Source organism: Halosolutus sp. YCN4, from assembly GCF_059736495.1.
In genome coordinates, this window is sequence record NZ_JCASSM010000002.1 from 252082 (window position 1) to 278640 (window position 26559).

The following is a 26559-nucleotide window of genomic DNA, read 5'->3' on the forward strand; positions in this document are numbered from 1 at the left end:
AAGGTTGATTGCCGGCCCCGGCAAAACACGGGACGATGAGCGGTCCCGATTCCGGAGATTCCGACGACGACGGGCACGGTGACGACGCTGCCGACACCCACGACGAGCCGCCGTCGGACGAGACCGACGCTCCGGACGAGACGCACGCGAGAGACACCCCGGTGGGCCCACCCGACGACTCGACCCGGCGAGCCGACGATTCGAACGAGCGAACCGGCAACTCGAGCCGTCAGGCCAGTGAGGCGTCGAATCGAACCGGTGGTAACGAGACTGGCACGGCGGGCGACAGCGCAATCGCAGGCTCGAACGGCGATCGAGACGCCAGCGCGGGTACAGCCGCCGGGCCCGGTGAACAGGGCGGCGGTGACGCTGTCACCATCGAGAACGACGGCGTGATCCGCTGGTTCCTGAAGACGGACGACGGAACCGTCGTCTTCGCCCGCGACGTATTGAGCAGCGTGGCGATCGTCGCGGTCGTCGGGCTCTTGCTGTTCGGGGTCAGCGGGATCTGGCCGCCGCTGGTCGCCGTCGAGAGCGGGAGCATGGAACCGAACATGGAACGCGGCGACCTCGTCTTCGTCGTCGACGACGATCGGTTCGTGGGCGAGAATCCCGCCGACGCCACCGGTATCGTCACGATGGAGAACGGCGGAAACCACGAGAAGTTCGGCAACTCCGGCGACGTTATCGTCTTCAGGCCCGACGGGACGGACCAGCGGACGCCGATCATCCATCGAGCTCACTTCTACGTCGAGGAGGGCGAGAACTGGGTCGCGACCCAGGCGAATCCGTCGTATCTCAACGGAAACGACTGCGACGATATTCGGTCCTGTCCGGCACCCCACGACGGGTTCGTCACGAAAGGCGACGCGAACCACAACTACGATCAGGTCGGGCTGAATCCCAAGTCCTCCGTCGTCAAACCCGAATGGGTCACGGGGAAGGCGATGTACCGGATCCCGTGGCTCGGCCACGTTCGCCTGACCTTCGACACGATCTTCGGCGGGACCGCCACCACGTCGCCGACGATCGTCGGGGCCAGTCCCGCCGGAGCGGGACCCACCGCGACGGGAACACACACCGTCGGAGCCGCGAGCGCTGGCGTCGCGGCGACCGGTGTGACCGCTGCCGTCGCCGTCACGCGACGACGGTTCTGAGGCCGATCCTCGCGGTCCACGAACACGCCCGTTTCTGCTGGAAAAGCGAAATCCGAGTGCCTGAGAAGCACCGGCGAATCGACGCCGATCGGCTCAGTTCTCGAATCGCGCCTGGACGAACGGCTGGATGTCGTCGATGTCGGAAAGCCGTGAGTCCGAGAGGAGGACCGCCTCGGTCTCTTCGAGCGGCACCGAGAGGCTGATCTCCTTGGTGCGGCCGTACCGGCCCTTCGAGACGACGACCGCGTTGACGATCCCGAGCATGTCGAGTTCGCTGATGAGGTCGGTAACCCGGCGCTGGGTCAGCACGTCGGCGTCGATCTCCTCGCACAGGCGCTTGTAAATGTTGAACACCTCGCCCGTGTTGATGCTGTGAACGCCGTTCTTCTCCAGGAGGATGATCGCGAAGAGGACGAGTTTGCTCTGCGTGGGGAGCGTCCGGACGACCTCGACGACCCGATCGAGTTCGATCTTGTCCTGGGCCTGGCGGACGTGTTCCTCGACGATCGTCTCCGTCTGGGCGCGCTCGGCGAGTTCGCCCGCGGTCCGAAGCAGATCGAGCGCGCGGCGCGCGTCACCGTGTTCCTGGGCCGCGAAGGCAGCACACAGGGGGATCACGTCGTCGGAGAGTGCGCCCTCTTTGAACGCGACGTCCGAGCGGTGCTGGAGAATGTCCCGCAACTGGTTCGCGTCGTACGGCGGAAAGACGATCTCCTCCTCGCCGAGCGAGGACTTGACCCGGGGGTCGAGAAAGTCCGTGAACTTCAGGTCGTTGCTGATGCCGATGATCGACACCCGCGAGTTCTCGAGTTCGGAGTTCATCCGCGAGAGGTTGTAGAGCGTGTCGTCGCCGCTCTTCTCGACGAGTTTGTCGATCTCGTCGAGCATGATCACGACCACGCGCTCGTCGTAATCGACGGCGTCGAAGAAGACGCTGTAGACCCGATCCGTTGGCCACCCGGTCATCGGGACCTCCTCGAACGAGTCCCGGTCGGCCTCGAGTTCGTCGATTCGGTCCTCGAGTTCCGATCGGGAGGCAAACGGCGTCGAGGCGAGCGGGTGGTCCGGCGGGAGGTCGCGATCGGCGGCCGCGTCGTCGTTCGACCCCTCTGTTTCAACTGGAGATTCGGCAGACGTGAAGTCGATCTCGTCTCCAGTTGAACCAGTTTCGTTGGGGTCGTTCGACGCCGGTCCGGGCGTCTCGTCCGTCGCGACGTCCGCGAAGAGATCGGATCCCTCGTCGGTCGATCGTGCGCCAGCGTCGTCGTACTCGTCCACGTCCGCGCGCAGGGATTCGAGCGTCTCGATCCGATCGGCGATGCGGGCCTCGTTCTTTTCGATGAACTTGTTGGCCAGCTGTGCGAGGACGCGATACTGGGTATCGGTCACCTCACAGTTGATGTACTCGACGTCACACGGGACGCTGTACTTCTGTGACGTGCTCTCGAGTTCCTTGCTGACGAACTTGGCGCTCGCGGTCTTTCCCGTCCCCGTCTTGCCGTAAATGAGGATGTTCGAGGGGGTCTCCCCGCGAAGCGCGGCGACCAGAATCGTCGCCATCTTGTTGATCTGGTCGCTTCGGTGGGGGAGTTCGTGTGGCGTGTAGGACGGACGCAACACTTCCTTGTTCTCGAAGATCGGTTCGCCACTGAGAAGATCGTCGAACAGCCCCTGGTTCGACTCCTCCTCGGCGATGTCGGAACTCCCGAAGTCCGTCGAGAACCCCGCCGTCCGCTCACCCTCGACCTCGGCATCGTCGGCGTCGGTTCTCGTAGTTTCTGGTTTGTCGTCTGACATCCGTCGTACACGTACCCCCTCGTTTCGAGTGGAATTCGGACCCCGAATACAGGAATATTGGTCCGTAGATGGCCTTCTGAACCGTATCTACTATCCCATGTCTTCGGACCGAGTCCAGTTGATGCAAACGAAACAGTGGGAGACCGTCGTATTAAATTCTTCCATTCAATTCAACGTGCCGACCGGATCGGCCGACGCGATCTAACGGAGAGAAGCGACTCGTCGAGCGGAACGAACGGATCGTTTCGGAGCCAACGAACCGTCTCAGAGGCTATCAGATCGTCTCAGGGATCAGCGGATCAGTTTGGAGAGCTGATGTCGCGCGAAGTGAGGATCCGAGGGGACGGTCGAGTGAAGGGGGCGAAGAACATGAGATCGATCGTTCGATGGAGTAACTGGTCTGATGGAGTGACTGGTCGATCGATCGCTGGGAGGAATAGGTAGTCAATCGGTGAGAGGACCTGGAGGTCAGCGTGAAGACGATCGATTGATCGGACGAAGAGAGTGATAATATTACCATTCTAGCGTCCTAGTATGAAGCCTGGCTCTAGCCCCCCACCCCTTCGTTTCAGGTGGAGGAGTTCGAAGGAGGGGTGGTGGGGGAGGGGTACTGAGAACGGGAAGTTTTATGATGGTGGTGGAAAAACAATATCCGCAATCCTAGCAAAAGAAGAAATTTACTAGAGAGTAGTAGTTTATTGCTAGAGCCTGCTAGATCTGGTGGTCTCAGCCGTTTCTGTTGCTAGCCTCTCCGTATTCTCTCGATTCTCCACCGTAGCGGGTCCGACGAGCGGGTTCGAGTCGAAAGTCAGGTGTTCAGTACGTCCTATTCACGTGAATCCGCCCATTCGACCGAGGACTGCTTCGGCACTCTCCAGTTGAAACGAAGGGGTGGGGGTGTTCCGATCACATCGATCGGTTCGGCACCACCCAGCCCTTGATATCGTGTATCGTGCCTTCCCACCACATACTCCAGTTCGGCTTCCCGTTACATACTCTAACTCGGAATCGTGTACCATGACTGGTATCAGAACCCAGGATGCGACCGAGAATAGTTTCCCGTGCGGATGGCTACTCTCCCGGATGCTACTCACTCGGGTGCTACTCCCGCGGATGTGCTACTCCTGCAGAACTGAAACTCTCACGAATCATCGTGCCAGTGACGGCCGTCGTAAGATCGATATGATGATCCACGTCGATTTCGGCGGACCCGTTTCTCGTCGCTCTCCCGTATTACGGCTCTCGATGTCCTCGACGCGATCGTTCTGTCGCGCGCTTCAAAATCTATCTCGATCGCGACCTGAAATACGAGTCGTACTTCGTCACAGAATTGCATTCAGTAGTCTTGGATAGTCAATATGTCTGACGTAGGCTTAAGTGAGTTCAGTCAGTAGTACGCGCAGATGCACCCCGCGGTGCTGGAGGTCCCCAAGGATGGGATTGTTCACAGAACTCAAAGATAGTATCTCTCGGGTGACGGATCGCCTGTTCTCCGAACAGGAACCGAAACGAATCGGTATCTACGGTCCGCCAAACGCCGGCAAGACGACGCTCGCGAATCGGATTGCACGCGACTGGACCGGCGACGCGATCGGCACGGAGAGCCGCGTGCCACACGAAACGCGCCGCGCACGTCGAAAGGAAGGCGTCGAAATCGAGCGGAACGGGAAGACGGTGACTATCGACATCGTCGATACGCCGGGTGTCACGACGAAAGTCGACTACGAGGAGTTCACCGACGACATGGAGGAAGACGACGCCATCCGCCGGTCGCGCGAGGCCACCGAGGGCGTCGCCGAGGCGATGCACTGGCTGCGCGAGGACGTCGACGGCGTCATCTACGTACTGGACAGCGCGGAGGATCCGATCACCCAGGTCAACACGATGCTGATCGGTATCATCGAGTCCAAGGATCTGCCAGTCCTCATCTTCGCGAACAAGATCGACCTCGAGGAGTCGAGCGTCAAGCGGATCGAAGACGCGTTCCCGCAGCACAAGACCGTTCCCCTCTCCGCGAAGGAGGGCGACAACATGGACGAAGTGTACGATAGCATCGCGGAGTACTTCGGGTGAACAGGCATGCCCAAAGCAACCAATACGGACGACCCGGACGGTCCCGACGGCGTCCAGATCGACCTCATCAGCGGCGAGCGCATGGACGGAATGGCGGCCATGGAGAAGATCCGGATGATCCTGGACGGCGTCCACGACGGGAACATCGTCATCCTCGAGGAGGGGTTGACCCCCGACGAGGAGAGCAGGCTCATCGAGGTGACGATGGCCGAGATCAGCCCGGACGAGTTCAACGGGATCGAAATCGAGACCTACCCCAAGTCGGAGACCCGTGATTCGTCCCTGCTCGGTCGCATCATGGGTTCCGACGAACCGACGACGAAACTGACGGTGATCGGTCCGGCGAACCAGATCGAAACACTCCACAAGGACGAAACGCTCATCAGCGCGCTCGTGTCCCGAAACTAATGCCACACGAATGCACGAACTGCGGCCGCACGTTCCCCGACGGCTCGAAGGAGATGCTCTCGGGCTGTCCCGACTGTGGGGGGAACAAGTTCCAGTTTGCGCCGAACGCGACGGTCGCACGAGAATCGTCGGACCGGACCGACGGCGCCGTCACGATCGAGGAGTCCCGCGGTTCCGGCGGTACCGGATCTGCCCCGTCGACCGAACGGCCCGATCCAGACTCCAGTTCCGACACCGGGGACGGCGTCGCGACCCGGGCCGCCGAAACGGTTCGTGACTTCGTGACGTCGGACTCGTCGGATACTGGCCGATCTGGGACCGAACGGGGGGACGGTTCTACCGAAGCCAGTACGCCGTGGCCCACGGAGACCGAATCGCCGGTCGACCGAAGCGCCGGCCCGGACGGCAGTTCGGGCGACGTGGGCGAGTTCGCCGAGTGGCCGGATACGGCACGACGACCCGAAGACCGATCGACCGGCGACGAAACCACAGCCGCCGCCGATCGATCGGTGTCTACGGATCTTGATCGATCGACGACTGCGGATCCGGACCAGTCAGTGTCCTCGGATCCGGCGCTGTCGGCCGATTCGACCTCGTTTGTGGACGACGAAGACACGGCACAGGCAGACGCCAGGACCGAAGTCGTGAGTCGGGACGACCTCCCCTCGGGGTCGGCCAGTACCGGCGAGAATCCGTCGATCGAGGACGCGGATCGCCCATCTCGGCCGGCAGACACCGAAGATGCACCGCCGGAGCACGGCCGCGTCGTCAGCGAACCGTCGGCCGATCAGCCGTCGATCGAAGACCTCCGCGAGGAACTCAACGAGCAGTTCGAGAGCATCAAGATCGTCAGCCCCGGCCAGTACGAACTCAATCTCATGGAACTGTACAACCGCGAGGAGTACATCATCTCGCTGCAGGAGGACGGCCGATACGTCATCGACGTCCCGGACTCGTGGCGCGGCAACGACGACGAGTAATCGTCCACACGGCTGATTCCGCTTCGGCGGCGACTCCAGCACCGCAAAGTTCAGCCCGCTTCGACGGCGACTCCCGGACCGGGATATTTCGACTGGAACGATCTCCGAATCTGGGACACCAGCCAGTTACTGTAGGAAATTACGTCCATCTGAAACGATGGATTTCTCCTCGTCCTGGAGCACCTGCTGTCGCGACGGCGAGTTTGCCCGAGACAGATGGATTTAAGCGACGTGACCGACAGCCACCGAGTATGAGCACTCCAACCAAGATCGTCCTCGGTACGGTAGCTGTCTCGGCACTGCTTGCGGTCCTGCTCCTCTTCCAGAGCGCCTTCGCCTGATGTTCGAGCCCCGATCGCTCTCGAGTCGGCTCGAAGCGGTCCAGGAGGAGTACGCGCCCGACGCGCAGGTCGTCGACTGTTCGCGGGACTTCGAGACGCTCCCGCCGGCGCAGGCGGAGGACCTCGGCTTGCTCGCGGACGCGCTCGACCCCGCGAGCTATCCCGCCGAGTGGCTCCCGGACGACGCGCCGACGCTTCTGTCCCGCTACGCGAGTTCGGACTTCACGATCGGGATGCCGGGCGACGGGAGCGTCGTCTGGACGCGCCAGACCGAGCCACCGACGGTCATCGTCAAACCGCGGGTCGAAGGCTCGCCCGAGTCCTTTGTCGAATTCCTGATCGCGGAAGCGTTCGTGGAACTGGACCTCGGGGTTCCCGAACACTTTCTCGGGTTCTTCGAGGCGGACTATCACGATCTGAACCGGGCGGTCGAACTCGATCCCGGTGGTACCTACCAGGTCGCCGCGGCGCTGTTCGACGGGTGGGTCGGCCTCCAGAGCCGCGACGTCTTCGCCGGCTGGCACGACGACCATCCGGAACTGGCCGACGCGTGGCAGGACGCGGGGACCCGCCTCGAGAATCGCGTCGCCAACCTCCCGCAGGCGGTCGCCCGCGGCGACACCGAGTTCGCGGACGCGACCGAACTCGCCTGTGCGGCCATCAAGCACGCGATCGAGTTGCCGGCGCCGTTCGCCGCGCTCGACACCGAGGCCTACCGGGATCACGGGCCCGACTACGCGATCCGGTGGGCCGAGAAAACGTTCGACTCGCTGGCGGACTGAGCGACGGCCCGGTATCCAGAACCGCTCGACCCCGATCCTCCCAGTTTGATCGACGGTGATCCTCCCAGTTCGATCGACCCGATCCGCTAATCGGACTCGACCCGTTCGAGGACGATTCGATCGTCGAACCCGCCGCGTTCGGCCCGTTTCTCGCGCCGCCGCGTCTCGAGGTCGGCCATCGTCCGCCCCCGATCGTCGAGTATCGCACGGATTACCTCGAGAACGTCGGCCAGTTCATCGAAGTCGCGCGACTCCTCGAACTCCGTCGCTTCCTCGGTGAGTTTCGCGGCGAGTCTCTCGGCGTACTCAGCGTCGTCAGCCGTGTGGATCGACGGCCGATCGTCGTTGGCCTCGATGATCTCCGGAATCCGATCGCGAACGAGTTTGTCGTACTCTGTGGGCATGTGTTCGAGTGGGGTGGAACGGGATCGGCTGAAGCGCAACCGCGGTTCAGAACTCGGCGTCGACGGTGCCGTCTTCGTCGAGGTCGATCACGCCGTCGAATAGCTCGCGGAACTCGTCGACCAGCGCCGGGTCGTGGGGTTCTTCGGAAAGGTGGAAGAGACCGATCGCGTCGTACTTCTCGAGCAGGACGAGGATCCGCTCGACGGCGTCCAGTGCGCGGTCGTCGCCGGCGTAGTAGGCGAGTTCGGTCACGGAGTCGAAGCTGATTCGGAGTTTGCCGTCGTGATTGTCGAGGAAGCCGTCGATGTGGTCGACGATGCCGTCGACGTCGTCGGGCGCGGCCACGTAGTGGACCGTGTCGCTCGTGCGCCGAGAGTAGCCGCGTTCGATGCTCAGCGTGTCGAGAATCTCGGCGCGCTCCTCGTCGACGTCGTAGTATTCGAGTTTCTGCTTGACTTCGCGGGCCGTAGTTCGGGTGGAGACGACGAGGAAGTTGTCCGTGTCCGTTTTGAGAAAGTCGGTGTCGATCCGATCGGTCTCGCCGGTGCTGGGATGAAGAAGGAGGACGCCAGTCCCACCTGGCACCGTCTCGGGAGTGCCGTCGATTTCGAGCGTGTACTCCATACTGGAGAGAACAACTTTCGGCACTGACTTAAGAGTGGGGATGTGGAACACGTCGTAATCGTGCGATCGTGTCCTGGCTCCGATCGAGCGCTCGGCGGCGCTCTCGGCGTGCCAGGAATTAGATCGCGAAGGGGGCGAGAGGAGGAAACAGCGATCGTCGGTCAGTCGGCCTCGATCCGATGCCCACGGATTGTGGCCGGCCCCTCTCCGACTACCTCTTTTTAGGCCAGCCTAAAAAGCTTGTCGGTGGCGATCGCCTCGGCACCGACGGATCGGCGTCGAGTCGAATTCGTTTTGCCATCGGAGGCTGATCTCCACGTATGAGCGTACGCGAGGAGTTCGACGAGTGGGCTACGAGCGGTCGCGACAAGGGGATGGAGGAACGCCACTGGCACACCGCCAAAGACGCCCTCGCACGGATGCCCGTCGAATCGGGCGATACCGTCCTCGATCTCGGCTGCGGCAGCGGTTACGCCGGGCGGGCCCTCCGGGAAACCAGCGATGCGGGTCGCGTCTACGGCCTCGATGGCGCGCCCGAGATGGCTCACAACGCGGCCGGGTACACCGACGACGACCGGGTCGGTTTCGTCGTCGGCGACTTCGGCTCGCTCCCCTTCGCCGACGACTCGATCGACCACGTCTGGTCGATGGAGGCGTTCTACTACGCCAGCGATCCCCACCATACGCTCGAGGAGATCGCCCGCGTCCTCCGGTCCGGCGGCACGTTCTACTGCGCCGTCAACTACTACGAGGAGAACGTCCACTCCCACGAGTGGCAGGACGTTATCGACATCGAGATGACCCGCTGGGATCGCGAGCAGTACCGCGAGGCCTTCCGCCGGGCGGGCCTCCACGTGGCCGAACAGGACAATATCCCCGATCGGGAGATCACCATCCCGAGCGAGGCCGAGTTCCCGACCGACGACTGGGACACGCGCGACGCGATGGTCGAACGCTACCGCGAGTACGGGACGCTGCTGACCGTCGGCGTAGCCCCCTGATCGCGATCGTCGAACGGCGACCCCGAAAGGTGTCGCTTTCACGGACGCCACTCGGAAGGTTCGCTCTCACGGATGCCACCCGGATGGTTCGCTCTCTCCAAACCCCTCCGTTTCCACTCGAGTCGCAACGCAGGCCCCGTTGTCACCCGTTCGGAGCCCCGACGCGATCGGTCTCGGGGAATCAGTTCGACTCGAACCGCTCCCCCGCCGGAATCGCGACCCCGAGCCAGTTCTCCTCGGGCGGGAGCGGACAGTCGAAGGTTTCGCTGTAGGCGCAGAACGGCGTGTACGCGAGGTTGAAATCGATGACGATCTCGTCGCCCGTTTCGAGGTCTCGATCGGCGGCCAGTTCCATGTACCGGCCGCCCTGGTAGGTCTGCTGGCCGGTCGTCTTGTCCCGGAACGGGACGAAGTAGGGTTCGTCGTTCGGACTCTCGAGCTGGTAGGCGGCCAGTTCGACGGAGCCGTCCTCGAGGTCCGGATCGTCCCGAACGAGTTCGAACTCCAGCGTCACGGTCCGGAGATAGCGCATCTCGCGTCCGGCGGTCGTGTCCAGTAGCACGACCTCGGGATCGTCGTGGACCGCTGCGGTCGCCGTCACCCGGTAGTCGGGGTCCGGATCGAAATAATCGAGGCCGGAGAACGCCTCGCGCTCCTCGGGCGGGATCGGCGACTGTGGATGTTCGGCGAAGAACTCGTCTTTCTCGGCGCGTTTCGATTCGAGGTCCTCGCGCCAGCGATCGACGTCGAGCGCGTCGTCGGACTCGGTCATACCCCACGTAGCGGGGCGGGAAGGGAATGGGTTGTGTTTCGGGTCGGCGGCGAGTCCGGCCCCGGCGTTACTCCTCGATCGTCAGGACGCCGTTCCGCGCGGACACGTCGCTGGCCTCGGGCGGCAGTTCGAACTCGTACTGCTCGTCGCCGGTGACGACGATCGCCGTCGACCCGATGACGTCGACCGAGATATCGTCGCCCGCGTGGCCGAAGTCGATCGCGATGACGCTCCCGTCGTCGTACTCGATCGTTCTGACGACCGCGCCGCTGTGATCGACGTTCTGGAGGGACTTTGGGACTTTCATACCAGTACTAGGCGTTCACGCAGTTAAAGCGACACCCCTACAGATTTCGGCAGCCGGTACGAATCGCGAGCCCGGGCCACGGAATCGCGAGTTCGGGCCACGGTTTATATTGGGTAGGGCAGCCATTCCAGTCCGTCAACGCTATGGACGACGACCGCCGAGTACGGCATCCATGACGAACTGGCGGCCGGTGTTCGGCCACGACGAGCCCTACGACGCGCAGGTCGACGGCATCGAGACCGCCATCGATACCGCTCGCGACGGTGGCTACACCGTCATCGAGGGCGCCTGTGGCACCGGGAAGACGATGATCGCGCTCACCGCGGGGATCGACCTCGTGCGCGATCCGGACACCGACTACGAGCGCGTGTTCGTGCTCACGAGCGTCAAACAGCAACTGCGCCAGTTCGAGGCCGACCTCGAGACGATCAACGAGAACTTGCCCGACGACTGGAATCCCGTCTCCGGACTCACCCTCGTCGGGAAGGCAGACGTCTGCCCGTACAATCGCGAAAACGCCGGCGGGATCGACGACAGCAACGTCTACGATCGCTGTGAAACCCTCCGCGATCGAACCCGCGACCTCACGGGGGAGGGCGGCGACACGACCGCCGGGAGCCTGACCGCACGTGCCCGCCAGCAACAGACCGGGCTCGCGGACAGCGGCCGGACGGGGACCACCGCCAGATTCCTCGAGACTGCGGACGAAACGGCCCCGTACCCGCTCGAGATGCCCGCCTACTCGGACGGCGGCGCGGTCGGTGTCGAAACCGAGTACTGTCCGTTCTACGCGCAGTACCTCGAAGACCTGCCGGACGACGAGGAGGGCGACGCCGCGGAAGCCGTTCCCTTCGACTTCACCGAGGCCGGCATGGTTACGCCCGACGACCTCGTCGCTCGATCGGTCCGGCACGGGACCTGCCCACACTCCGCGATGGGCGCACTGCTGGGCCACGCCGAGGTCGTCATCGGCAACTACTACCACGCGTTCGATCCGACCACGACCACGGCGTTCACCGGCGCGTTGCTCGACGACTCCACGTTCGTCGTCTGCGACGAGGCGCACATGCTCGAACCGCGGGTGCGCGACCTCGTCAGCGACGGGGTCGCCGACGCCACGCTTCGAGACGCCGAGACCGAACTCTCGCGGGTCGTCCAGCCGATCAGGTTCGAACGCGAGGGTCGCCGGGCCGAGGGCGGGTCGAAAACCGCCGACGCCGACCTCCTCCGGGCGGAACTGAACGACAGCGACGTCTCGTACGACGAACTCGAGCGCACCCTCGAGTTCGTCCGGGACCTCCGGGGCGAACTCGATCGGCGTGTGACGGCCTATCTCGATCGGAACTATCGTGGCTGGGAGTCGGACCTCACCGACCTCGACGACGAGGAGATCCCGCTCCGGGACCCGGGAGAACCCGCCGAGGACGAGATTTCCGAGTGGGCGCGCGAGGCCGGCTACGGCGACGTCGACTGGGTCCGCGTCGAGGCCGTCGGGGCTGTCGTCGCGCGGATCCTGAACGAGGCCGAGGACGAGGAGCGTACCCGCGCCGCCCCGACCGTCGGCCGCGTCCTCGGCGAGTGGTACCGCTGCGGTCACACCGACTACTTCCGGGAGATCGAACTCGAACGCACGTGGGACGAGACCGAACCGCCGGACTCGTGGCGGCGGGCCTACACCGCCAGGCTCGCCCTGCACAACTGCGTCCCCAGCGACGCGATCGGCGATCGACTCGGCCAGTTCGGCGGCGGCGTCCTGATGAGCGCGACGCTCGAACCGATCGACGCGTTCACCGAGGTGACGGGTCTCCAGTACCTCGCCGGCGAGGAGGACAGGCCCATCGTCGAGCGCCGCTACGGCCTGCACTTCCCCGCAGAAAACCGCGAGAGCTTCGCCGTCGCCGCGCCAAAATTCACCTACGACAATCGCGGCAGTCCGGGGGAGACGAACCCGACCCGAACCCACTACGCCGACGCCATCGCGAAGGTCGCACGCCTCCCCGGGAACGTTCTCGTCGGAATGCCGAGCTACGCGGAGGCGGAGTGGGCCGCCAGCGTGCTCGAGGACGGCGTCGACAAACCCGTCCTCCTCGACGCCTCGAGCGACGACGAGACGACCCAGTCGCTCAAGGCCGAGTTCTTCGCCGGCGACGGCAAGGTGCTCGTGACCAGCCTCCGGGGAACCCTGACGGAGGGCGTCGACTACAGCGGCGATCGACTCGCGGCCGCGGTCGTCTGTGGCGTCCCGATCGTCAACACCTCGAGTCCCCGAACGAAGGCCGTCCGCCGGGCCTACGACGACGCGTTCGGCGACGGATTCGTCTACGCGCTGACGATCCCCGCAGTACGAAAAGCGCGCCAGGCGATCGGACGGGTCATCCGCTCGCCGGAGGACGTCGGCGTCCGGGTCCTGCTCGACGAGCGCTACGCCCGCGACAGCTGGGACTCCGTTCGCCCCTATCTCCCCGACGACGGCGAGTTCCAGGCCGTGAGTCCCGACATGCTCGAACACGGCCTCGATCGGTTCCGATCACGACGCTCCTGATCGCCGTCGCTCATCGTTTCGGTCCTCGACCCGCTCGTCGTCAGTCGTCGCTTCGCATCGCCGGCGGCCGTTCCCGCCGGTCCTGGACCCGCGCTTTGATCGCACTGCTCGAGAGAATCTCGCCGCCCGCGGGCTCCTTCGCGCTCGCCCGCTCGACCCGGCAGTCGATCCCCCACGAGTCGAGCATTGCCGCGACCTCGTCCTCGCCGTGGTGCTGGTCGTGGCCGAGCACGAGCACGTCGGGATCGATCGCCCGGATCGGGACCGAGAAGTCCTCCGGGTGGCCGACGCGGGCGTGATCGACGGCTTCGAGCGCCGCGACGACGTCCCGCCGTTGCTCGTCCGGGACGATCGGGGGGGATTTGTGCGTGACGGTCGCCGAGTTCGCGACGACGACGTGGAGTTCGTCGCCCATCGACGCCGCCTCCTCGAGGTAGTGGACGTGGCCGGGGTGGAGGAGGTCGAAGGTGCCCATCGCGACGACGCGGGTCCCGTCGGTCATCCCGACCACCGGACCGAGATGGTCTCCGTGGTCGATCGATCGACGAACAGCGAGTACAGCAGGACCCCGAACCCCCCCGCGGTCGCCGAACTCTGGGCGGCGACGCCGAGGCCTACGTTCCCGCCGAGCAGGTGGATGGCACCGCCGACGACCGAGCCGAGGACGATGCAGGTGAAGCCGAGCGCGAGGGCGCGAAGCGCGGGCGAGCCGGTTCGCCGGAAGGCCCGGTAGGCGAGCGTCGCGACGGCCCCGCCGGTGACGAGCGTCGCCGTGTTCGCTGCCGCGATGAGGAGCGTGTATTCGTTCATGGATCGTCGTTTCGCCGGCCGATCGCTGGTCGGCCGCCGTCGGCGCAGTCCCGGTGCCGGCGGCCATCGATACCAGCGTCGCGATCGCGTTACTGGCTAGGCCTCCCTTCTCGTACTTTAGTACCGTTCCGATTTCCCACGCCAACGGAATTGGCCCGAACCGGTTCGGGAGGCTATAGTAGTCGCTGAAAGTCAATGCACACCTGATCGCAGGATGGCTGTGCGATCAGTATGTAAATCGTTTCAGTGGCTACTATACGTACGAACGATCCGGCGGCTTCACCGGCGACGAGTCAGGCACGCCCGCGATCGTCGAGCGCGCCACGAGCGGCTACCGGGAGCCGATCCGGCGACGGGGCCGGAGCGACGCTTCGTTCGGGACGACCCGGACGAGCGCCGATACCGGATCGTACGCCACGCGATCGGTCGGCGCTTTCGCCGCGGTGAGCTTCCAGAAACCGGGCGAATCGAACCGGAGTCGGCACAGCCCTCGCTCGTCCGTCCGCGCCGACTTCGTCTCGGTGTCGACGAGCGCGTTCTCGATCGGTCGTCCCTGCGCGTCGCGGACGCGAATCGTGATGGGCGTCCCGGCCGCCACTTCCCGCCGTTCGACTTCGAGTCGGAGCTGACGGGTCACGTTCATGCGGGTTGCTACCACGACCACGCGGAAAAGGCACTGCCTGCAGGCTCCGTGTTCGATCGCGTCGGCGCGAGGAACTGCCGATCCAGCCCCGCACCGATCCGATCCGGCCCCGCAGGCGATCGCTCACTCCAGGTCGACGACGTGGGCGTCCTCGGGTTCGAACCCGACAGTCAGTTCGTCGCGTTCGGGCACCGCCGGCAACTGGAGGACGATCGGGGTGCCGTTCCACCGGCCGTTGACCCGGACCGTCTCCCCGAGGAACTCGCTGGTCTCGACGGTGACGGCGAACCGGTTGCGATCGGCCGACCGCGAGAGCGCGCCCGGTCGCACGCAGAACGTCGCCCGATCGGCCCCGTCGGGGAGGGCGGGCAGCGTGAACGTCTCGTCGCCGACGGCGACCCGTGCGTAGTCGCCGTCGGGATTCCTTACCACGGCGTCGAACACGTTGTTGTCCCCGACGAACTCGGCGACGAACCGCGTCGCGGGTTCGCGGTAGAGGGTCTGCGGCGTCGCGACCTGCTCGACCCGGCCGTCGTTCATCACGGCGACCCGATCGGAGATCGCCAGCGCCTCCGCCTGGTCGTGGGTGACGTAGACGGTGGTGATCCCGAGTTCGGACTGGATCCGGACGATCTGTCGGCGAAGGGACTCCCGGAGTTGCGCGTCGAGCGCGCTCATCGGCTCGTCGAGCAGGAGCAGGTCGGGTTCCGGCGCGAGCGCCCGGGCGAGCGCGACCCGCTGGCGTTGCCCGCCCGAGAGCTGGTCCGGGCTCCGATCGCTCATCCCCGCGAGGTCGACCAGGTCGAGCAACTCGGTGACGCGCTCGTCGACGGTCGTTCCCGCGGGTGGCTCCCGGAACCGCAGGCCGTAGCCCACGTTCTCGGCGACGCTCATGTGGGGAAAGAGCGCGTAGCTCTGGAAGACGACGCCGACGTCGCGATCCTCGGGCGGGACGCCGGTCATCTCCGTCCGATCGAACCGAACGCGACCGGTCGTGGGCTCCTCGAACCCGGCGATCGTCCGGAGAGTCGTCGTCTTCCCGCAGCCGGAGGGACCGACGAGGGTGAAAAACTCCCCGTCGCGGACGGTGAGGTCGACGTCCCGGAGCGCCGCGGTCTCGCCCGCTCCCGTGCCGTACCGCTTCGAGACGCCGTCGAGGCGGAGTTCGGTCACCGTTCGAACCTCCCGCCGACCCGATCGACGACGACGAAACTCGCGGCGGTGACGACGAGCAGGACGGTCCCCATGGCGATCGCAGGGCCCGATCGGCGTCCCAGATAGCGTTCGACGGCCACCGGCATCGTGTAGGCGTCGCTCCCGCTGGCCAAAATCACCGTCGAAGAGAACTCCCCGATCGAGATGGCGAAGGCGAAGGCGGCGCCGGCGACGATCCCGCTGGCGACGAGCGGGAGTTCGACGTCCAGCAGCGCCCGGTACCGCGAGGCACCGAGCGCCCGCGCGGACTCGACCATCGCGGGGTCGAGGGACGCGAGCAACGGCGAGACGTTCCGCGTGACGAAGGGGTAGGCCGCGACGGCGTGGGCGGCGACGATGGCCACCGCGCCGGTCACCTGGAGCCGCCAGCCGCCGGGCAGGGGGATGCCGAAGACCAGCCCCTGCAGGAGGCCGATCCCGAAGACGATCCCGCTGACCGCGAGCGGAACCATCGCGAGCGTGTCGACGATCGTTCCGGCCCGACCCGCACGCGCGGTCAGCACCGAGATCACGACCCCCATCGGGACGGCGATCGCGAGCGTTCCCAGCCCGAACAGCACCGAGTTCCGGATGGCCGGCAGCGGCTTGGTCTGGAACGATTCGCCCTCGAGCTGGCGTTCGAGCAGGAACCCGAAGTGACGAAGCGTGAACCCGCTCCCGTCCGTGACGCTCCCGATCACGAGACTCGCCATCGGGCCGACGAAGACGATCAGGGCGACGACCCCGTAGCCGACGATCGCGAGACGGCGAGGGGAAAGCGCGGATCGAACGGTCGGAAAGAGGGGCTCACGATCCAGCGGCGACGCGGCCCTGGCCAGTCCGGACTGAGCGGACTCGTACCGGAGGTAGGCGTAGGTCAGGGCGAGCGAGAGCATCGTCTCGAGGACCGCGAGCGTCGCGGCCTCGGTGTAGGCCAGCCGCTGGACCCGATCGTAGATCCAGACCTCGACGGTCGCCAGCTGGAGGCCGCCGAGCGCGAGCACGATCGGGAACGTCATGAACGTGAAGATGAACGTGAGCAACGCGCCGGTGAGGACCGCCGGCCGGAGCTGCGGGACGACCACGTCGAGGAACGCGCGGCGCTCGCTCGCCCCGAGACTGCGGGCTGTCTCGACCGTTCGGACGTCGACGGACTCCCAGGCGGCGACGGTGACCCGGGCGACCAGCGGCGCGTTGTAGAAGGCGTGGGCGACGATCACGATCGCCAGCGGGTTCCACTCGATGAAGGGGACCGGACCGACCCCGACGAGTCCGAGCAGGGTGTTGAGCGTCCCCGTGCGGCCGAACATCGCGTAGAAGCCGACCGCGACCATGATCCCGGGGAGGACGAACGGGAGGATCGTCAGCGATCGGAGCGTCCGCCGGCCGCGGAACTCGTAGTTCGCGAGCACGTAGGCGGCGGGCAGTCCGAGCGCGACGCTCGCGATCGTCGAGAGCGCCGCCTGGTAGGCCGTAAAGCCGAACAGCCCCAGGCGGACGCCGGGCGTGTCGATCCCGAGCCACGGGACCCGGAGGTCGACGCCGGGGATGGGGTACGCGATCGTCAGCGAGACGGAGACGGCACCGAGCCAGCCCGCGAGCGCGCCGAGGTGGTTCCCGATCGCGAGCGGGTCGGCGAAGACGGCGGCGAGGACGCCGACGTAGAACGGATCGGTCAGTACCTCGCGGAAGGCGGCGAGCGTCGGCACCCCGTCGTCGACGACGGCGTCGACGAAGACGACGCCGACGGGGAGATACAGCATGATGCCGAGGACGCCCGCCGTCGCGAGCGCCGTCAGCGAGAGCGCGTGGCGTGCGAGCCAGTCGCGGCCCCCGTCGAGTCGACCCGATCGGAACACGGCGCTACTGGCCGGCGAACTCCCGCGCCCAGTCGTCGACCCACCCGTCGAGGTTCCCCCGAAGCCGATCGTAGCCGACGGTCACCGCTTCCGGCGGCTCGTGGGCGTACCGGTCGAACGACTCGTCGAGGTCGACGAACTCGTCCGCGACGGCGGGGAACTGGACGTTTCGCTGGGCGATCTCGGCCTGGGCGTCGTTCGAGAGGACGAAATCGAGGAACGCGTAGGCGAGGTCGACCTCCGAGGCGCGCTCGAAGACCCCCATCGTCTCGGGGTTCGCGTACCCCTGATCGTCCAAGAACGCGATCTGGTGGCGACTCATGTCGTAGCCCTCGTCCGCGGCGAACACCTGGTCGGTCGAGTAGGAGACGACCATCGGCCGTTCTTCCTGCATGTAGGCGCCGTAGTAGGACTCGCTCCAGTCGTCGATGATGCGAACGCCGTTGTCCACGAGGTCCCGCCAGTAGCCGAGGTAGCCGTCCGCGCCGTAGGCGTCGATCGTCCACAGCAGGAACGCCTGCCCCGGGTCGGACGTCTGGGCGTTCTGGGCGATGAGCGCGTCCGCGTACTCGGAATCGATCAGGTCGTCGAACGATCCCGGTTCGTCGACCACGGTCTCGTCGTACACGAGGCTGATGTACCCCGTGTCGTAGGTCAGCACGCGGCCGTGCGGATCCCCCACGTTGAGCCCGTCGCGGATGCGGTCCGATCGCTCGACGCGATCGAGGTTGAGTTCGCGGAAGAGACCGCCCTCAGAGAGGCTGTCGTCGATCCGCGCGAGGTCGTCGACGTTGATCCCGAAGTAGACGTCGGCGTCGAGGTCGGCCTCCTGCTGTTCGCGTTGTATGTAGTGGTTGATTCCGGATTCGGGAACCGTCCACGTGAGTTCCGCGTCGGGATACTCCGCCTCGAACTGCTCTTTGAGCCACGGGCCGGCGGGGTTCTCGCCGTCGACCATCGACTCGTAGGTGGCGACCCGCAAAGTCCCCTCGAGGTCGGGATCGTCGGGCTCCGGATCCCCGTCTTCCGTGTCGTTGGCCGGTCGTTCCTCGTCCTCGTCCTCGCCGTCGCGAGTAAGGCAGCCGGCAACACCGACGATCGCTCCGCCGCCGACCGATCCGATAAACGCTCGTCGTCTCATTACTCGGTTGTTAAACTCTGTGATCTTAAGCGTCGTGGTCGGCCGTCGCCGTTCCTGCCGGGTAAGTACCGGTCGCCGTTTGCCACTCGAGCTGATGGGTCACCGAGTCCGAAGGGTTTTACGCTCGGACTGAGATCCCCCGTTGTGACCGCGAGTCCGATCGATCCTCCGGGCGGCGATTCCGATTCTGGGGCCGGCGACGCACCTGCCGATGCGACCCGCCGGTACGTCCTGGCGGGCGTCGTCGTGGGGCTCGGACTCGTCACCGGAGCGATCCTCCTCGAGGTACTCGGGACGATCCTGTTCGCGCTGACCGTCGCGTACGTCCTCATGCCGGTTCACGGCTGGCTCGTCAGGCGCGGGCTCACCGAGTGGACGGCCGCTCTGGCGGCCACGCTGGTCGGGTTCGCCGGCGTCGTCGTCGTCTTCTCGCCGATCGTCGCGACGCTGTACTTCCGACTCGACGAGATCATCGCCGTCGTCGACGGGCTCCCGCGGGAACTCCCGATCACGGTCCTCGACGTGACCTACACGATCGAGGCCGGAGAGGTGCAGGCGCTCGCGATCGACTACCTGCGCGGGACCGCGGTGTCGCTCGCGTCGGCACTACCGGTCCTCGCGATCAAGCTCGCGCTGTTCGTCATCCTGCTGTTCGCGCTCCTGCTGAAGGGCGACGCCGCCGGACGGGCCGCCGTCGCGCCGGTTCCCCGCGACTATCGTGACGTCGTCTACGCGCTGGCGACGCGCGCCCGGGAGACGCTGTACGCGATCTACGTCCTCCAGTTCGCGTCGTCGGTCGCGACGTTCGCCGTCGGCTACCCGTTCTTCCTCGCGCTCGGCTACGACATGGCGTTTACTCTCGCGCTCATCGGCGCGATCATGCAGTTCGTCCCGATCGTCGGGCCGAGCGTCCTGATCGCCCCGATCGCGATCTATCACGTCACCGCGGGCGACCCCGTCGCGGCGGCGCTCGTCGGCGTCCTCGGTCTCGTGATCGTCGGCTGGCTCCCCGACGTCGCCGTCCGGCCGCGGCTCGCCCGCCGATCGACCGGCCTCCCGGGAAGCCTCTACTTCATCGGCTTCACCGGCGGCCTGTTCACGCTCGGCGCGATCGGGGTTGTCGTCGGCCCGCTGATCGTCGCCGTCTTCGTCGAAGCGGTCGACCTGCTCGCCGACGAGGTCAACGGCGAGGTGACGTTCACGGAACTCGCCGAGTCCGGGGCGGGCGAGCCGCCGAGCGACGTCGGCGAGTCGTCCCCCGCGACCCAGGCCGAGGAGTCCGGCTTCGCCGACGACTGACTCGCTCGACCCCTTCCAGGCCCGACCGCCGGGGTCTCCGGATCCGTGGACACGGCCGGTCTCGAACCTGTGAAGACACCGTTACTTTTCACGCTGCCCGTCGTTTCGTCCACTATGGCCACCGAACGAACCGTCATCAACGCGATCATCGGTGCCGTCGTCGGCGTCGTGCTCTCGTTCATCCCCTTCTCGACCGTCGTCGGGGGTGCCGTCGCGGGCTTTCTCGAGGGTCCGAATCCCCGCGAGGGCGCGATCGTCGGCGCGCTCACCGGCGTCATCACGTTCCTCCCGATCGCCGGCATCGCGGTCATCGCGCTCGGCGTGCTCGGGTTCGGGATGGGCGTGGCGGCTGCCCCGATCGAAGGCTTCGCGGTCGCAACGGTCGTCGTCCTGGTGTTCGCGTCCATTGTGTTCCTCTACACCGTCGGACTGTCGCTGCTGGGCGGCTACCTGGGGGCGTACCTCGCGATGGAGTACCCCGACCAGCGCACCCGGACCCGGGATACGATCGGGCTCTCGCGGACCGATCGCTCTCGACGGGGTCGATCGGGGGCGATCGATCCGACGCGCCCGCCCGGACCGGCCGGGGACGGGTCACTGGATCGCGATCGCGGGGGGGACCAGCCACAGGAGACCGACGCCGCGTTCGACACCGATCGCGATACCGAGCGGGAACGGCCCTGACGAGTCCGGACGCGTCGCCGATCCCTACGCAGTTTGGGACCACTCGTTTGCCCGCTGGAGCGCTACGGGAAGTTGCGGCAGCGCACCACGGCACAGGTCACCCAACCCCCCACATCATCACCTGCGTTGCGTGGTGCCTGCCAGGTACCCCCTTCTCTGCGATCGGAATCGCCGGCCAGCGCCCTCGCCGTGACGCCGTCGCTCGCCGAGTGACGCCGCCAGAAACGTGGACCGGTTCGTACAGGAGTCCGTATCAGTGACCGGTGGACTGGTCGTCCGAACTGTACAGGTCGGTCACGGGTCGCCCGGATCGTCGCCGCCCGAGGACTCGCTTTGCGTTGCGAACGAACAGCGACGGACTGTCGGCCGGGAAGAGCCGTGCGGGGGATCGGAACGTCGCGATCAGCGTCCACATCGACCCCGCGGCGAGCGCGCCGGCGGCGGAGAAGGTCATACCGAGCGTGAAGAACGTGGCCGCGTAGACGAATCCGATCGCCATCGACGGCAGGCTGGTTCCCAGCGGGACGTTCGCGCTCGCGTCGCGCAGCGTCGGCGCGAGAAAGACGATCGACAGACCGCTTCCGACCATGAAGACGAGATCTTGCCACATCATCAGAACCGCTTACTCGATCACGAGTAAATAACTCTCTCGGTATCACCAACGGTCGGCCGACCGGACGGTCACGCGACGGCGACGGTCACTCGTACCGGAGCGCGTCGATCGGGTCCGTACGCGCCGCGCGCCAGGCCGGGTAGAGGCCGGAGAGCACGCCGACGAGGATGCCGACGACGATCGCGAGGACGACGTACTCGTAGGGGTAGACCAGCGGTAGGTCGATGTACCACGCGCCGACGTACCCCCCGACGAGTCCGAGCGCGGTCCCGAGGATCGCCCCGACCACGCCGAGGATCACCGCCTCCGCGAGAAAGAGCCCGAGAACGGCCCGGTTCTGCGCGCCCACGGCTTTCATGATACCGATCTCGCGGGTACGCTCCGTGACGCTCACGAGCATGATGTTCGCGATGCCGATCGAACCGACCAGCAGGGAGATGGCCGCGATGCCGACGATGAAGTTCTGGAGCAGGTCGAGCACGTCCTGGAGTTGCTGGAGCAGTTCCGCGCTCGTCTGGAGGGTCACCTCGAGGCCGGCCTCGTCCATCAGCGTCCCCGCGTCGGACTCCTCGCTCTCGAGGTAGGCGGTCGCGCTGTCGCGGGCCCGTTCGACGTCCGCGCTGTCGGCCGATTCGGCCTCGACGACGATCGCGAGGAACAGCGCGTCCTCGGCGTCGGTCCCGGGCGTCGTGGCGGACCCGTTCGTTCCGGATCCCGGTTCCGCGGTGGACTCGTTCGTCCCGGTACCCGGCCCGAATCCGGGTCCGAGTCCGGGACCGTCTCCCGCTCCGTCGCCCGGTCCCGGCATCGCACCGACCGCCTGCTCGGTGTAGAACGGGTCCGTCGGCACGTAGACCCGCGGCGAGGGTTCGAACCCCTCGAACGGGCTCAGCCCCTCGGAGGTATCGGTGATCCCGACGACGGTGACGGTCGTCCGCTGGCCGCCCTGCAGGACGACGGTCAGTTCGTCGCCGACGGAGACGTTCTCCTCGAACTGGTTCGCCACGGCGGGGTTGACAACTGCCTCGCGTTCGCCCATCTCGAACTGTCGGCCCTCCTCGAGCGAGTCGCTCCTGATGTAGGAGGGACCGGCCGCGACCAGCGCCTCGCTCTGGGGCGAGATCTCTTCCTGGTACACCAGCGCCTGCGTCGACAGCGGCATGTAGCCGTAGGCGGCCTCGACGCCGTCGCGTTCCTCGAGGGCGTCGAGGTCGTCCTGACTGAACACCGGCTGAGCCCCGGCGAGCGGCCCGCCCTCGGTCCCGGGTTCGGACGCCCAGCCGTAGACGTTGCGCTGGTCGTCGGGACTGATGTCGCCGATGACCCCCGCCTGGAGGCTCGCCCCCAGCGTCACGAAGGCGATCACCGCGGCGATCCCGATCACGATCCCGAGGGTCGTCAGCGACGATCGGAGTTTGTGACCGCGGATCGACCGCCACGAGAGTCGGAGACTCTCGACGAGGTTCATCCATCGCCTCCGTGTCGATCGCCCGTTCGCTCGTCGGTCGGGCCACCGCCGTTCTCTTCGTCGCCAACCATCGGGGGCCTGTCGCCGCCGGTCGCCGGTTCCCCGTCATCGGCCGGACCGACCGTCCCCGGTTCCTCGATCCGCTCGATCCGCCCGTCGAGCAGGTGGACGATCCGCTCGGCCCGGTCGGCGACGTGGCGTTCGTGCGTGACGACGACCATCGTCGTCCCGGCCTCGTGGAACTCGGCGAAGAGGTCGAGGATCTCGGCCTCGGTATCGGTATCCAGGTTGCCCGACGGTTCGTCGGCCAGCACGATCGCGGGATCGTTCACGAGCGCGCGGGCGAGCGCGACCCGCTGGCGCTGACCGCCCGAGAGTTCGTTCGGCATGTGGTCGACGCGGTCCCCGAGACCGACCCGTTCGAGCAGTTCGCGGGCCCGATCGCGGCGCTCGTCCCGGCTCACCCCCTGGAACAGTTGCGGGAGGGCGACGTTCTCTAACGCCGTCAGCCGAGGCATGAGGTTGAACGTCTGGAAAACGAACCCGACCTCGGTCCCGCGGAGGCTGGTTCGCTCGCGATCGCTGAGACCGCTCACGTCGCGACCGTCGACGACGACTTCGCCCGCTGTCGGGGTGTCGAGACAGCCTACGAGGTTCATCAGCGTCGACTTGCCGGAGCCGCTGGGCCCCATGATCGCGGTGTAGGAGCCGCGCGGAATCTCGAGACTGATCCCGTCGAGGGCGTGGACCGGCTGGCCGACCTGGTAGGTCTTGCGGACGTTCGACAGCGAGACCGCCGTCTCCGAACTCGCCATGGAGGGTGGGTCCACAACCGGATGGAAAAAGGTTCTTCCAACGCCCGTCGTGCGAGACGCGATCGGCCGCGGGCGAACCCGGAGGTACAACGTTTTTACCGTCGCCGCTCGCTCGTCGAAGCATGAAGACGGACGGCGGATCGGACGCGGCGAAGCGCCGCGCCGGCGAACGGGCGGCCGAGGACGTCGAGGACGGCTTCGTCGTCGGCCTCGGGACGGGATCGACGACGGCGTACGCGATCGAGGCGATCGGTCGCCGGGTCGCGGACGGCCTCGCGGTGCAGGGAATCCCGACCTCGTTCCAGTCCCGACGGCTCGCGCTGGAGGTCGGCATCCCCCTGACGACCCTCGATGCGGTCGCGTCGGTCGACCTCGCGATCGACGGCGCGGACGCGGTCGTCGACGCGCCCGACTCGGGCGCCCATGGCACGCTCGTCAAGGGCGGCGGCGCGGCCCACACCCGCGAGAAACTCGTCGATTCGGCGGCCGATCGGTTCGTCGTCGTCGCCGACCCGTCGAAACTGACCGATCGGCTCGAGCGGTCGGTACCGCTCGAAGTGCTCCCCGCGGCTCACACCGTCGTGGCCGATCGGATCCGGGACCTCGGCGGCGAGCCGTCGCTCCGGGCGGCCGAACACAAGGACGGGCCGGTCGTCACCGACAACGGGAACCTTGTGCTCGACTGTACGTTCGGCCGAATCGAGGACCCGGCGGCGCTCGCCGATCGCCTGTCGGCGCTCCCGGGGGTCGTCGATCACGGTCTGTTCGTCGGGCTGGCGGACGCGACCTACGTGGGGGCCGACGACGGGGTCGAGGTTCGGCAGTACTGAGGACCCTTAGAGCGACTCCCTGAAACCGCACGCCGGACAGGAGAGGCTCCCGTCCTTGACGATCGTGTAGCTCTCGTGACAGCGCGCACAGGAACAGCCGATCGAGACCCCCGCCTCGCGACCGACGGCGTGAAGCGCCCGTTTCAGCTGTTGCTGTTGTCGCTCGAGCGCGTCGATCCGATCGGCCAGCGCGGTGACCTCTACGACCACGGACTGGTGGCGTCGCGTGGGACTGAGGGAAGGACGTGGTGGCATGCGTGAACTACGGCGGCGGCGGAGATAACGGTCTCTGTCCGGGCGCTGTCGTGACGGGCGACTCGACGGTCGGGATCGCTGTGGAGTCGCTCGATCGCTCACCGGGTCGATCGATCGGTTCGATCCTCGCCCTCCGGCGTGTCGGCTCGCCGAGAGAGGGCGACGACGGTCAGGTAAAGTACGCCGAGCAACCGGGCCGCGGACTCGATCCACGGCTTCAACTCGAGGTCGTCGGTGTTCTCGTAGACGAGGTGCTGGCTGAGCGTAATGATCGGACGCGGCACGAGCGCGAGCACGACCCCGGCGATGCCGAGCAGGACGCCCACGACCGTCGAGCCCTGCCGGCCGCGGGCGAGCAGCCAGACGAACACGACCCCTTCGAGGCGGGCGCCCCAGAGCGCCCACGGGCGCAACCGTGCGTCGGACGGGTTCGCGAGGCCGATCCGTTCGCAGGCGTCGATGACCGGACGCGGCTTCGCGATTTCGACGAGGCCGAACGCGAGCAGCAGTTTCCGGAGCATACGCGAGCTACACCGTCGATCGGCAAAAACGCGGTCCTCGGTTTCACCGAGATTCGAACGGCGGTCGGAGCGAATGAACACCTTTTCAACGGATTCAGCCGTCCGGTCCGGTAGAGCGATTCGATGCCCGAGACAGCCGATCGCAAAGACGACCACGTTCGCATCATCGAAGAAGAAGACGTCGAGACGTCGGGAACCGGCTTCGCCGACGTCGACCTCGTGCACGAGGCCCTGCCCGAGATCCACCGCGACGAGATCGACACGACGACCACGCTGTTCGGCCACGAACTGGCCGCGCCGATCGTCATCGAGAGCATGACCGGCGGCCACCCCAGCACGACGAAACTCAACCGTGCACTCGCCGACGCCGCCCAGCGAACCGGCATCGCGATGGGTGTGGGGAGCCAGCGGGCCGGCCTCGAACTGGACGACGAGGACCTCGTCGAGTCCTACACGATCGTCCGGGACGTCGCCCCCGACGCCTTCCTCTACGGCAACGTCGGCGCGGCCCAGCTCGTAGAGTACGACGTCGGCGACGTCGAGGAGGCGGTCGAGATGATCGAGGCCGACGCGATGGCGATCCACCTCAACTTCCTGCAGGAGGCGGTCCAGCCGGAGGGCGACGTCGACGCCCGCGGCTGTCTCGACGCGATCGAGCGGGTCGCCGACGCCCTCTCGGTGCCGGTGATCGTCAAGGAGACCGGCAACGGCATCTCGCGGTCGACGGCGAAGCGACTCGCCGACGCCGGCGTCGACGCGATCGACGTCGCCGGCAAGGGCGGGACGACGTGGTCCGGGATCGAGTCCTACCGGGCGGCCGCCGTCGGCGCGGACAGACAGGAGCAGGTCGGCAAGCGATTCCGCGCGTGGGGAATCCCGACCGCGGTCAGCACCGTCGAGGCGGCGGCGGTCCACGACTGCGTCGTCGCGAGCGGCGGAGTCCGATCGGGCCTCGACGTCGCGAAGGCGATCGCGCTCGGCGCTCGTGCCGGCGGACTCGCGAAGCCGTTTCTCGGCCCGGCGGGCCAGGGTGCCGACGCCGTCGTCGACCTGATCGAGACGCTCGCGCTCGAACTCAGGACCGCCATGTTCGTCACGGGATCGGCGTCGATCGCCGACCTTCGGGCGATCGATCCCGTCGTCCTGGGTCGAACCCGGCGGTACCTCGACGAACGCGGCTCGCGGTAGGCCGCCGGCGATCGGTACTTTTTCGACCGCGACCGCACAGCATTATCGGT

General features: G+C 66.3%; 28 protein-coding genes. 12 read left to right on the top strand and 16 right to left on the bottom strand.

The features are described from left to right. Positions 1-35 precede the first annotated feature (35 nt). The gene (locus AC6I6X_RS07390) at positions 36-1157 is read left to right on the top strand and encodes a S24/S26 family peptidase (protein WP_497929880.1); all 1122 of its coding nucleotides are present in this window, start codon (positions 36-38) and stop codon (positions 1155-1157) included. Between the two features lie 93 nt (positions 1158-1250). Here AC6I6X_RS07390 and AC6I6X_RS07395 read toward each other — a convergent pair whose 3' ends face one another. Next, positions 1251-2954, bottom strand: a complete 1704-nt coding sequence (locus AC6I6X_RS07395; RefSeq protein WP_497929881.1) for a Cdc6/Cdc18 family protein — start codon at positions 2952-2954, stop codon at positions 1251-1253. A gap of 1434 nt (positions 2955-4388) precedes the next feature. Here AC6I6X_RS07395 and AC6I6X_RS07400 point away from each other — a divergent pair. The 5 genes from AC6I6X_RS07400 to AC6I6X_RS07420 all read left to right on the top strand — a co-directional run bounded on the left by AC6I6X_RS07400 (position 4389) and on the right by AC6I6X_RS07420 (position 7538). Then, the gene (locus AC6I6X_RS07400; RefSeq protein WP_497929882.1) at positions 4389-5027 is read left to right on the top strand and encodes an Era-like GTP-binding protein; all 639 of its coding nucleotides are present in this window, start codon (positions 4389-4391) and stop codon (positions 5025-5027) included. A 6-nt stretch (positions 5028-5033) separates the two neighbouring features. Further along, entirely contained in the window at positions 5034-5435 is a 402-nt protein-coding gene (locus AC6I6X_RS07405) for a DUF2073 domain-containing protein (RefSeq protein ID WP_497929883.1), read from the top strand. Further along, positions 5435-6415 (top strand): OapC/ArvC family zinc-ribbon domain-containing protein, encoded by a 981-nt coding sequence (locus AC6I6X_RS07410; RefSeq protein WP_497929884.1) that lies wholly within the window; start codon positions 5435-5437, stop codon positions 6413-6415. The genes AC6I6X_RS07405 and AC6I6X_RS07410 overlap by 1 nt, the downstream gene beginning before the upstream one ends. 251 nt (positions 6416-6666) lie before the next feature. Further along, positions 6667-6756, top strand: a complete 90-nt coding sequence (locus tag AC6I6X_RS07415) for a hypothetical protein (RefSeq protein WP_497929885.1) — start codon at positions 6667-6669, stop codon at positions 6754-6756. Beyond that, positions 6756-7538: a DUF7089 family protein gene (locus AC6I6X_RS07420; protein ID WP_497929886.1), complete on the top strand. Its 783-nt coding sequence runs from the start codon at positions 6756-6758 to the stop codon at positions 7536-7538. The genes AC6I6X_RS07415 and AC6I6X_RS07420 overlap by 1 nt, the downstream gene beginning before the upstream one ends. A gap of 86 nt (positions 7539-7624) precedes the next feature. Here the strand turns inward: AC6I6X_RS07420 and AC6I6X_RS07425 are convergent, their stop codons facing one another. Together AC6I6X_RS07425 and AC6I6X_RS07430 are read right to left on the bottom strand one after the other, a co-directional pair. Beyond that, complete coding sequence (locus AC6I6X_RS07425) at positions 7625-7942, bottom strand: nucleoside triphosphate pyrophosphohydrolase (RefSeq protein ID WP_497929887.1); 318 nt, start codon at positions 7940-7942, stop codon at positions 7625-7627. Between the two features lie 46 nt (positions 7943-7988). Further along, on the bottom strand, positions 7989-8567 hold the full coding sequence (locus tag AC6I6X_RS07430) for a DUF7090 family protein (protein ID WP_497929888.1): 579 nt from the start codon (positions 8565-8567) through the stop codon (positions 7989-7991). A gap of 320 nt (positions 8568-8887) precedes the next feature. Between AC6I6X_RS07430 and AC6I6X_RS07435 the strand changes: the two genes are divergently transcribed. After that, positions 8888-9568, top strand: coding sequence for a class I SAM-dependent methyltransferase (locus tag AC6I6X_RS07435; RefSeq protein WP_497929889.1), 681 nt, complete (start codon positions 8888-8890; stop codon positions 9566-9568). Between the two features lie 181 nt (positions 9569-9749). Here AC6I6X_RS07435 and AC6I6X_RS07440 read toward each other — a convergent pair whose 3' ends face one another. Together AC6I6X_RS07440 and AC6I6X_RS07445 are read right to left on the bottom strand one after the other, a co-directional pair. Then, entirely contained in the window at positions 9750-10340 is a 591-nt protein-coding gene (locus AC6I6X_RS07440; protein ID WP_497929890.1) for a DUF1684 domain-containing protein, read from the bottom strand. A 67-nt stretch (positions 10341-10407) separates the two neighbouring features. Next, positions 10408-10647: a DUF7127 family protein gene (locus AC6I6X_RS07445; protein ID WP_497929891.1), complete on the bottom strand. Its 240-nt coding sequence runs from the start codon at positions 10645-10647 to the stop codon at positions 10408-10410. A gap of 172 nt (positions 10648-10819) precedes the next feature. Here AC6I6X_RS07445 and AC6I6X_RS07450 point away from each other — a divergent pair, with 172 nt between their 5' ends. Further along, on the top strand, positions 10820-13189 hold the full coding sequence (locus AC6I6X_RS07450; RefSeq protein ID WP_497929892.1) for an ATP-dependent DNA helicase: 2370 nt from the start codon (positions 10820-10822) through the stop codon (positions 13187-13189). A gap of 40 nt (positions 13190-13229) precedes the next feature. Here the strand turns inward: AC6I6X_RS07450 and AC6I6X_RS07455 are convergent, their stop codons facing one another. The 6 genes from AC6I6X_RS07455 to AC6I6X_RS07480 form a co-directional block, all read right to left on the bottom strand. Continuing rightward, complete coding sequence (locus tag AC6I6X_RS07455; protein WP_497929893.1) at positions 13230-13691, bottom strand: FAD synthase family protein; 462 nt, start codon at positions 13689-13691, stop codon at positions 13230-13232. Beyond that, positions 13688-13999, bottom strand: coding sequence for a DUF7521 family protein (locus tag AC6I6X_RS07460; protein ID WP_497929894.1), 312 nt, complete (start codon positions 13997-13999; stop codon positions 13688-13690). Before AC6I6X_RS07460 ends, AC6I6X_RS07455 begins: the two co-directional genes overlap by 4 nt. A 331-nt stretch (positions 14000-14330) precedes the next feature. Further along, positions 14331-14642, bottom strand: coding sequence for a carboxypeptidase regulatory-like domain-containing protein (locus AC6I6X_RS07465; protein ID WP_497929895.1), 312 nt, complete (start codon positions 14640-14642; stop codon positions 14331-14333). Positions 14643-14765: 123 nt separating this feature from the next. After that, on the bottom strand, positions 14766-15815 hold the full coding sequence (locus tag AC6I6X_RS07470; protein ID WP_497929896.1) for an ABC transporter ATP-binding protein: 1050 nt from the start codon (positions 15813-15815) through the stop codon (positions 14766-14768). Then, positions 15812-17695 carry an ABC transporter permease gene (locus tag AC6I6X_RS07475; protein WP_497929897.1) on the bottom strand — a complete coding sequence of 628 codons (1884 nt, stop codon included), beginning with the start codon at positions 17693-17695 and terminating at the stop codon, positions 15812-15814. Before AC6I6X_RS07475 ends, AC6I6X_RS07470 begins: the two co-directional genes overlap by 4 nt. A 4-nt stretch (positions 17696-17699) precedes the next feature. Continuing rightward, positions 17700-18836: a thiamine ABC transporter substrate-binding protein gene (locus AC6I6X_RS07480; protein WP_497929898.1), complete on the bottom strand. Its 1137-nt coding sequence runs from the start codon at positions 18834-18836 to the stop codon at positions 17700-17702. Between the two features lie 144 nt (positions 18837-18980). Here AC6I6X_RS07480 and AC6I6X_RS07485 point away from each other — a divergent pair, with 144 nt between their 5' ends. Both AC6I6X_RS07485 and AC6I6X_RS07490 read left to right on the top strand, forming a co-directional pair. Then, positions 18981-20135 (top strand): AI-2E family transporter, encoded by a 1155-nt coding sequence (locus tag AC6I6X_RS07485; RefSeq protein WP_497929899.1) that lies wholly within the window; start codon positions 18981-18983, stop codon positions 20133-20135. 114 nt (positions 20136-20249) lie between these two features. After that, the gene (locus AC6I6X_RS07490) at positions 20250-20819 is read left to right on the top strand and encodes a DUF5518 domain-containing protein (protein WP_497929900.1); all 570 of its coding nucleotides are present in this window, start codon (positions 20250-20252) and stop codon (positions 20817-20819) included. A gap of 253 nt (positions 20820-21072) precedes the next feature. Here the strand turns inward: AC6I6X_RS07490 and AC6I6X_RS07495 are convergent, their stop codons facing one another. The 3 genes from AC6I6X_RS07495 to AC6I6X_RS07505 form a co-directional block, all read right to left on the bottom strand. Beyond that, complete coding sequence (locus tag AC6I6X_RS07495; protein WP_497929901.1) at positions 21073-21432, bottom strand: hypothetical protein; 360 nt, start codon at positions 21430-21432, stop codon at positions 21073-21075. Between the two features lie 85 nt (positions 21433-21517). Next, on the bottom strand, positions 21518-22900 hold the full coding sequence (locus tag AC6I6X_RS07500) for an ABC transporter permease (protein WP_497929902.1): 1383 nt from the start codon (positions 22898-22900) through the stop codon (positions 21518-21520). Then, a complete protein-coding gene (locus AC6I6X_RS07505; protein WP_497929903.1) occupies positions 22897-23715 on the bottom strand; it encodes an ABC transporter ATP-binding protein in 819 nt (272 codons plus the stop codon). The genes AC6I6X_RS07500 and AC6I6X_RS07505 overlap by 4 nt, the downstream gene beginning before the upstream one ends. A gap of 122 nt (positions 23716-23837) precedes the next feature. Here AC6I6X_RS07505 and rpiA point away from each other — a divergent pair, with 122 nt between their 5' ends. After that, positions 23838-24545, top strand: a complete 708-nt coding sequence (gene rpiA, locus AC6I6X_RS07510; protein WP_497929904.1) for a ribose-5-phosphate isomerase RpiA — start codon at positions 23838-23840, stop codon at positions 24543-24545. A 6-nt stretch (positions 24546-24551) separates the two neighbouring features. Here the strand turns inward: rpiA and AC6I6X_RS07515 are convergent, their stop codons facing one another. Both AC6I6X_RS07515 and AC6I6X_RS07520 read right to left on the bottom strand, forming a co-directional pair. Next, positions 24552-24800 carry a hypothetical protein gene (locus AC6I6X_RS07515; protein ID WP_497929905.1) on the bottom strand — a complete coding sequence of 83 codons (249 nt, stop codon included), beginning with the start codon at positions 24798-24800 and terminating at the stop codon, positions 24552-24554. Positions 24801-24898: 98 nt separating this feature from the next. Then, complete coding sequence (locus AC6I6X_RS07520; RefSeq protein WP_497929906.1) at positions 24899-25321, bottom strand: hypothetical protein; 423 nt, start codon at positions 25319-25321, stop codon at positions 24899-24901. A gap of 123 nt (positions 25322-25444) precedes the next feature. Here AC6I6X_RS07520 and fni point away from each other — a divergent pair, with 123 nt between their 5' ends. Further along, positions 25445-26509 carry a type 2 isopentenyl-diphosphate Delta-isomerase gene (gene fni, locus AC6I6X_RS07525; protein ID WP_497929907.1) on the top strand — a complete coding sequence of 355 codons (1065 nt, stop codon included), beginning with the start codon at positions 25445-25447 and terminating at the stop codon, positions 26507-26509. The last annotated feature ends 50 nt before the right edge of the window (positions 26510-26559 follow it).

What these genes read in the sequence shown, in the direction of transcription:
- AC6I6X_RS07390 (WP_497929880.1), top strand. Translation starts at nt 36, where the DNA reads ATGAGCGGTCCCGATTCCGGAGATTCCGACGACGACGGGCACGGTGAC.
- AC6I6X_RS07395 (WP_497929881.1), bottom strand. Translation starts at nt 2,954, where the DNA reads ATGTCAGACGACAAACCAGAAACTACGAGAACCGACGCCGACGATGCC.
- AC6I6X_RS07400 (WP_497929882.1), top strand. Translation starts at nt 4,389, where the DNA reads ATGGGATTGTTCACAGAACTCAAAGATAGTATCTCTCGGGTGACGGAT.
- AC6I6X_RS07405 (WP_497929883.1), top strand. Translation starts at nt 5,034, where the DNA reads ATGCCCAAAGCAACCAATACGGACGACCCGGACGGTCCCGACGGCGTC.
- AC6I6X_RS07410 (WP_497929884.1), top strand. Translation starts at nt 5,435, where the DNA reads ATGCCACACGAATGCACGAACTGCGGCCGCACGTTCCCCGACGGCTCG.
- AC6I6X_RS07415 (WP_497929885.1), top strand. Translation starts at nt 6,667, where the DNA reads ATGAGCACTCCAACCAAGATCGTCCTCGGTACGGTAGCTGTCTCGGCA.
- AC6I6X_RS07420 (WP_497929886.1), top strand. Translation starts at nt 6,756, where the DNA reads ATGTTCGAGCCCCGATCGCTCTCGAGTCGGCTCGAAGCGGTCCAGGAG.
- AC6I6X_RS07425 (WP_497929887.1), bottom strand. Translation starts at nt 7,942, where the DNA reads ATGCCCACAGAGTACGACAAACTCGTTCGCGATCGGATTCCGGAGATC.
- AC6I6X_RS07430 (WP_497929888.1), bottom strand. Translation starts at nt 8,567, where the DNA reads ATGGAGTACACGCTCGAAATCGACGGCACTCCCGAGACGGTGCCAGGT.
- AC6I6X_RS07435 (WP_497929889.1), top strand. Translation starts at nt 8,888, where the DNA reads ATGAGCGTACGCGAGGAGTTCGACGAGTGGGCTACGAGCGGTCGCGAC.
- AC6I6X_RS07440 (WP_497929890.1), bottom strand. Translation starts at nt 10,340, where the DNA reads ATGACCGAGTCCGACGACGCGCTCGACGTCGATCGCTGGCGCGAGGAC.
- AC6I6X_RS07445 (WP_497929891.1), bottom strand. Translation starts at nt 10,647, where the DNA reads ATGAAAGTCCCAAAGTCCCTCCAGAACGTCGATCACAGCGGCGCGGTC.
- AC6I6X_RS07450 (WP_497929892.1), top strand. Translation starts at nt 10,820, where the DNA reads ATGACGAACTGGCGGCCGGTGTTCGGCCACGACGAGCCCTACGACGCG.
- AC6I6X_RS07455 (WP_497929893.1), bottom strand. Translation starts at nt 13,691, where the DNA reads ATGACCGACGGGACCCGCGTCGTCGCGATGGGCACCTTCGACCTCCTC.
- AC6I6X_RS07460 (WP_497929894.1), bottom strand. Translation starts at nt 13,999, where the DNA reads ATGAACGAATACACGCTCCTCATCGCGGCAGCGAACACGGCGACGCTC.
- AC6I6X_RS07465 (WP_497929895.1), bottom strand. Translation starts at nt 14,642, where the DNA reads ATGAACGTGACCCGTCAGCTCCGACTCGAAGTCGAACGGCGGGAAGTG.
- AC6I6X_RS07480 (WP_497929898.1), bottom strand. Translation starts at nt 18,836, where the DNA reads ATGAGACGACGAGCGTTTATCGGATCGGTCGGCGGCGGAGCGATCGTC.
- AC6I6X_RS07490 (WP_497929900.1), top strand. Translation starts at nt 20,250, where the DNA reads ATGGCCACCGAACGAACCGTCATCAACGCGATCATCGGTGCCGTCGTC.
- AC6I6X_RS07495 (WP_497929901.1), bottom strand. Translation starts at nt 21,432, where the DNA reads ATGATGTGGCAAGATCTCGTCTTCATGGTCGGAAGCGGTCTGTCGATC.
- AC6I6X_RS07500 (WP_497929902.1), bottom strand. Translation starts at nt 22,900, where the DNA reads ATGAACCTCGTCGAGAGTCTCCGACTCTCGTGGCGGTCGATCCGCGGT.
- AC6I6X_RS07505 (WP_497929903.1), bottom strand. Translation starts at nt 23,715, where the DNA reads ATGGCGAGTTCGGAGACGGCGGTCTCGCTGTCGAACGTCCGCAAGACC.
- rpiA (WP_497929904.1), top strand. Translation starts at nt 23,838, where the DNA reads ATGAAGACGGACGGCGGATCGGACGCGGCGAAGCGCCGCGCCGGCGAA.
- AC6I6X_RS07515 (WP_497929905.1), bottom strand. Translation starts at nt 24,800, where the DNA reads ATGCCACCACGTCCTTCCCTCAGTCCCACGCGACGCCACCAGTCCGTG.
- AC6I6X_RS07520 (WP_497929906.1), bottom strand. Translation starts at nt 25,321, where the DNA reads ATGCTCCGGAAACTGCTGCTCGCGTTCGGCCTCGTCGAAATCGCGAAG.
- fni (WP_497929907.1), top strand. Translation starts at nt 25,445, where the DNA reads ATGCCCGAGACAGCCGATCGCAAAGACGACCACGTTCGCATCATCGAA.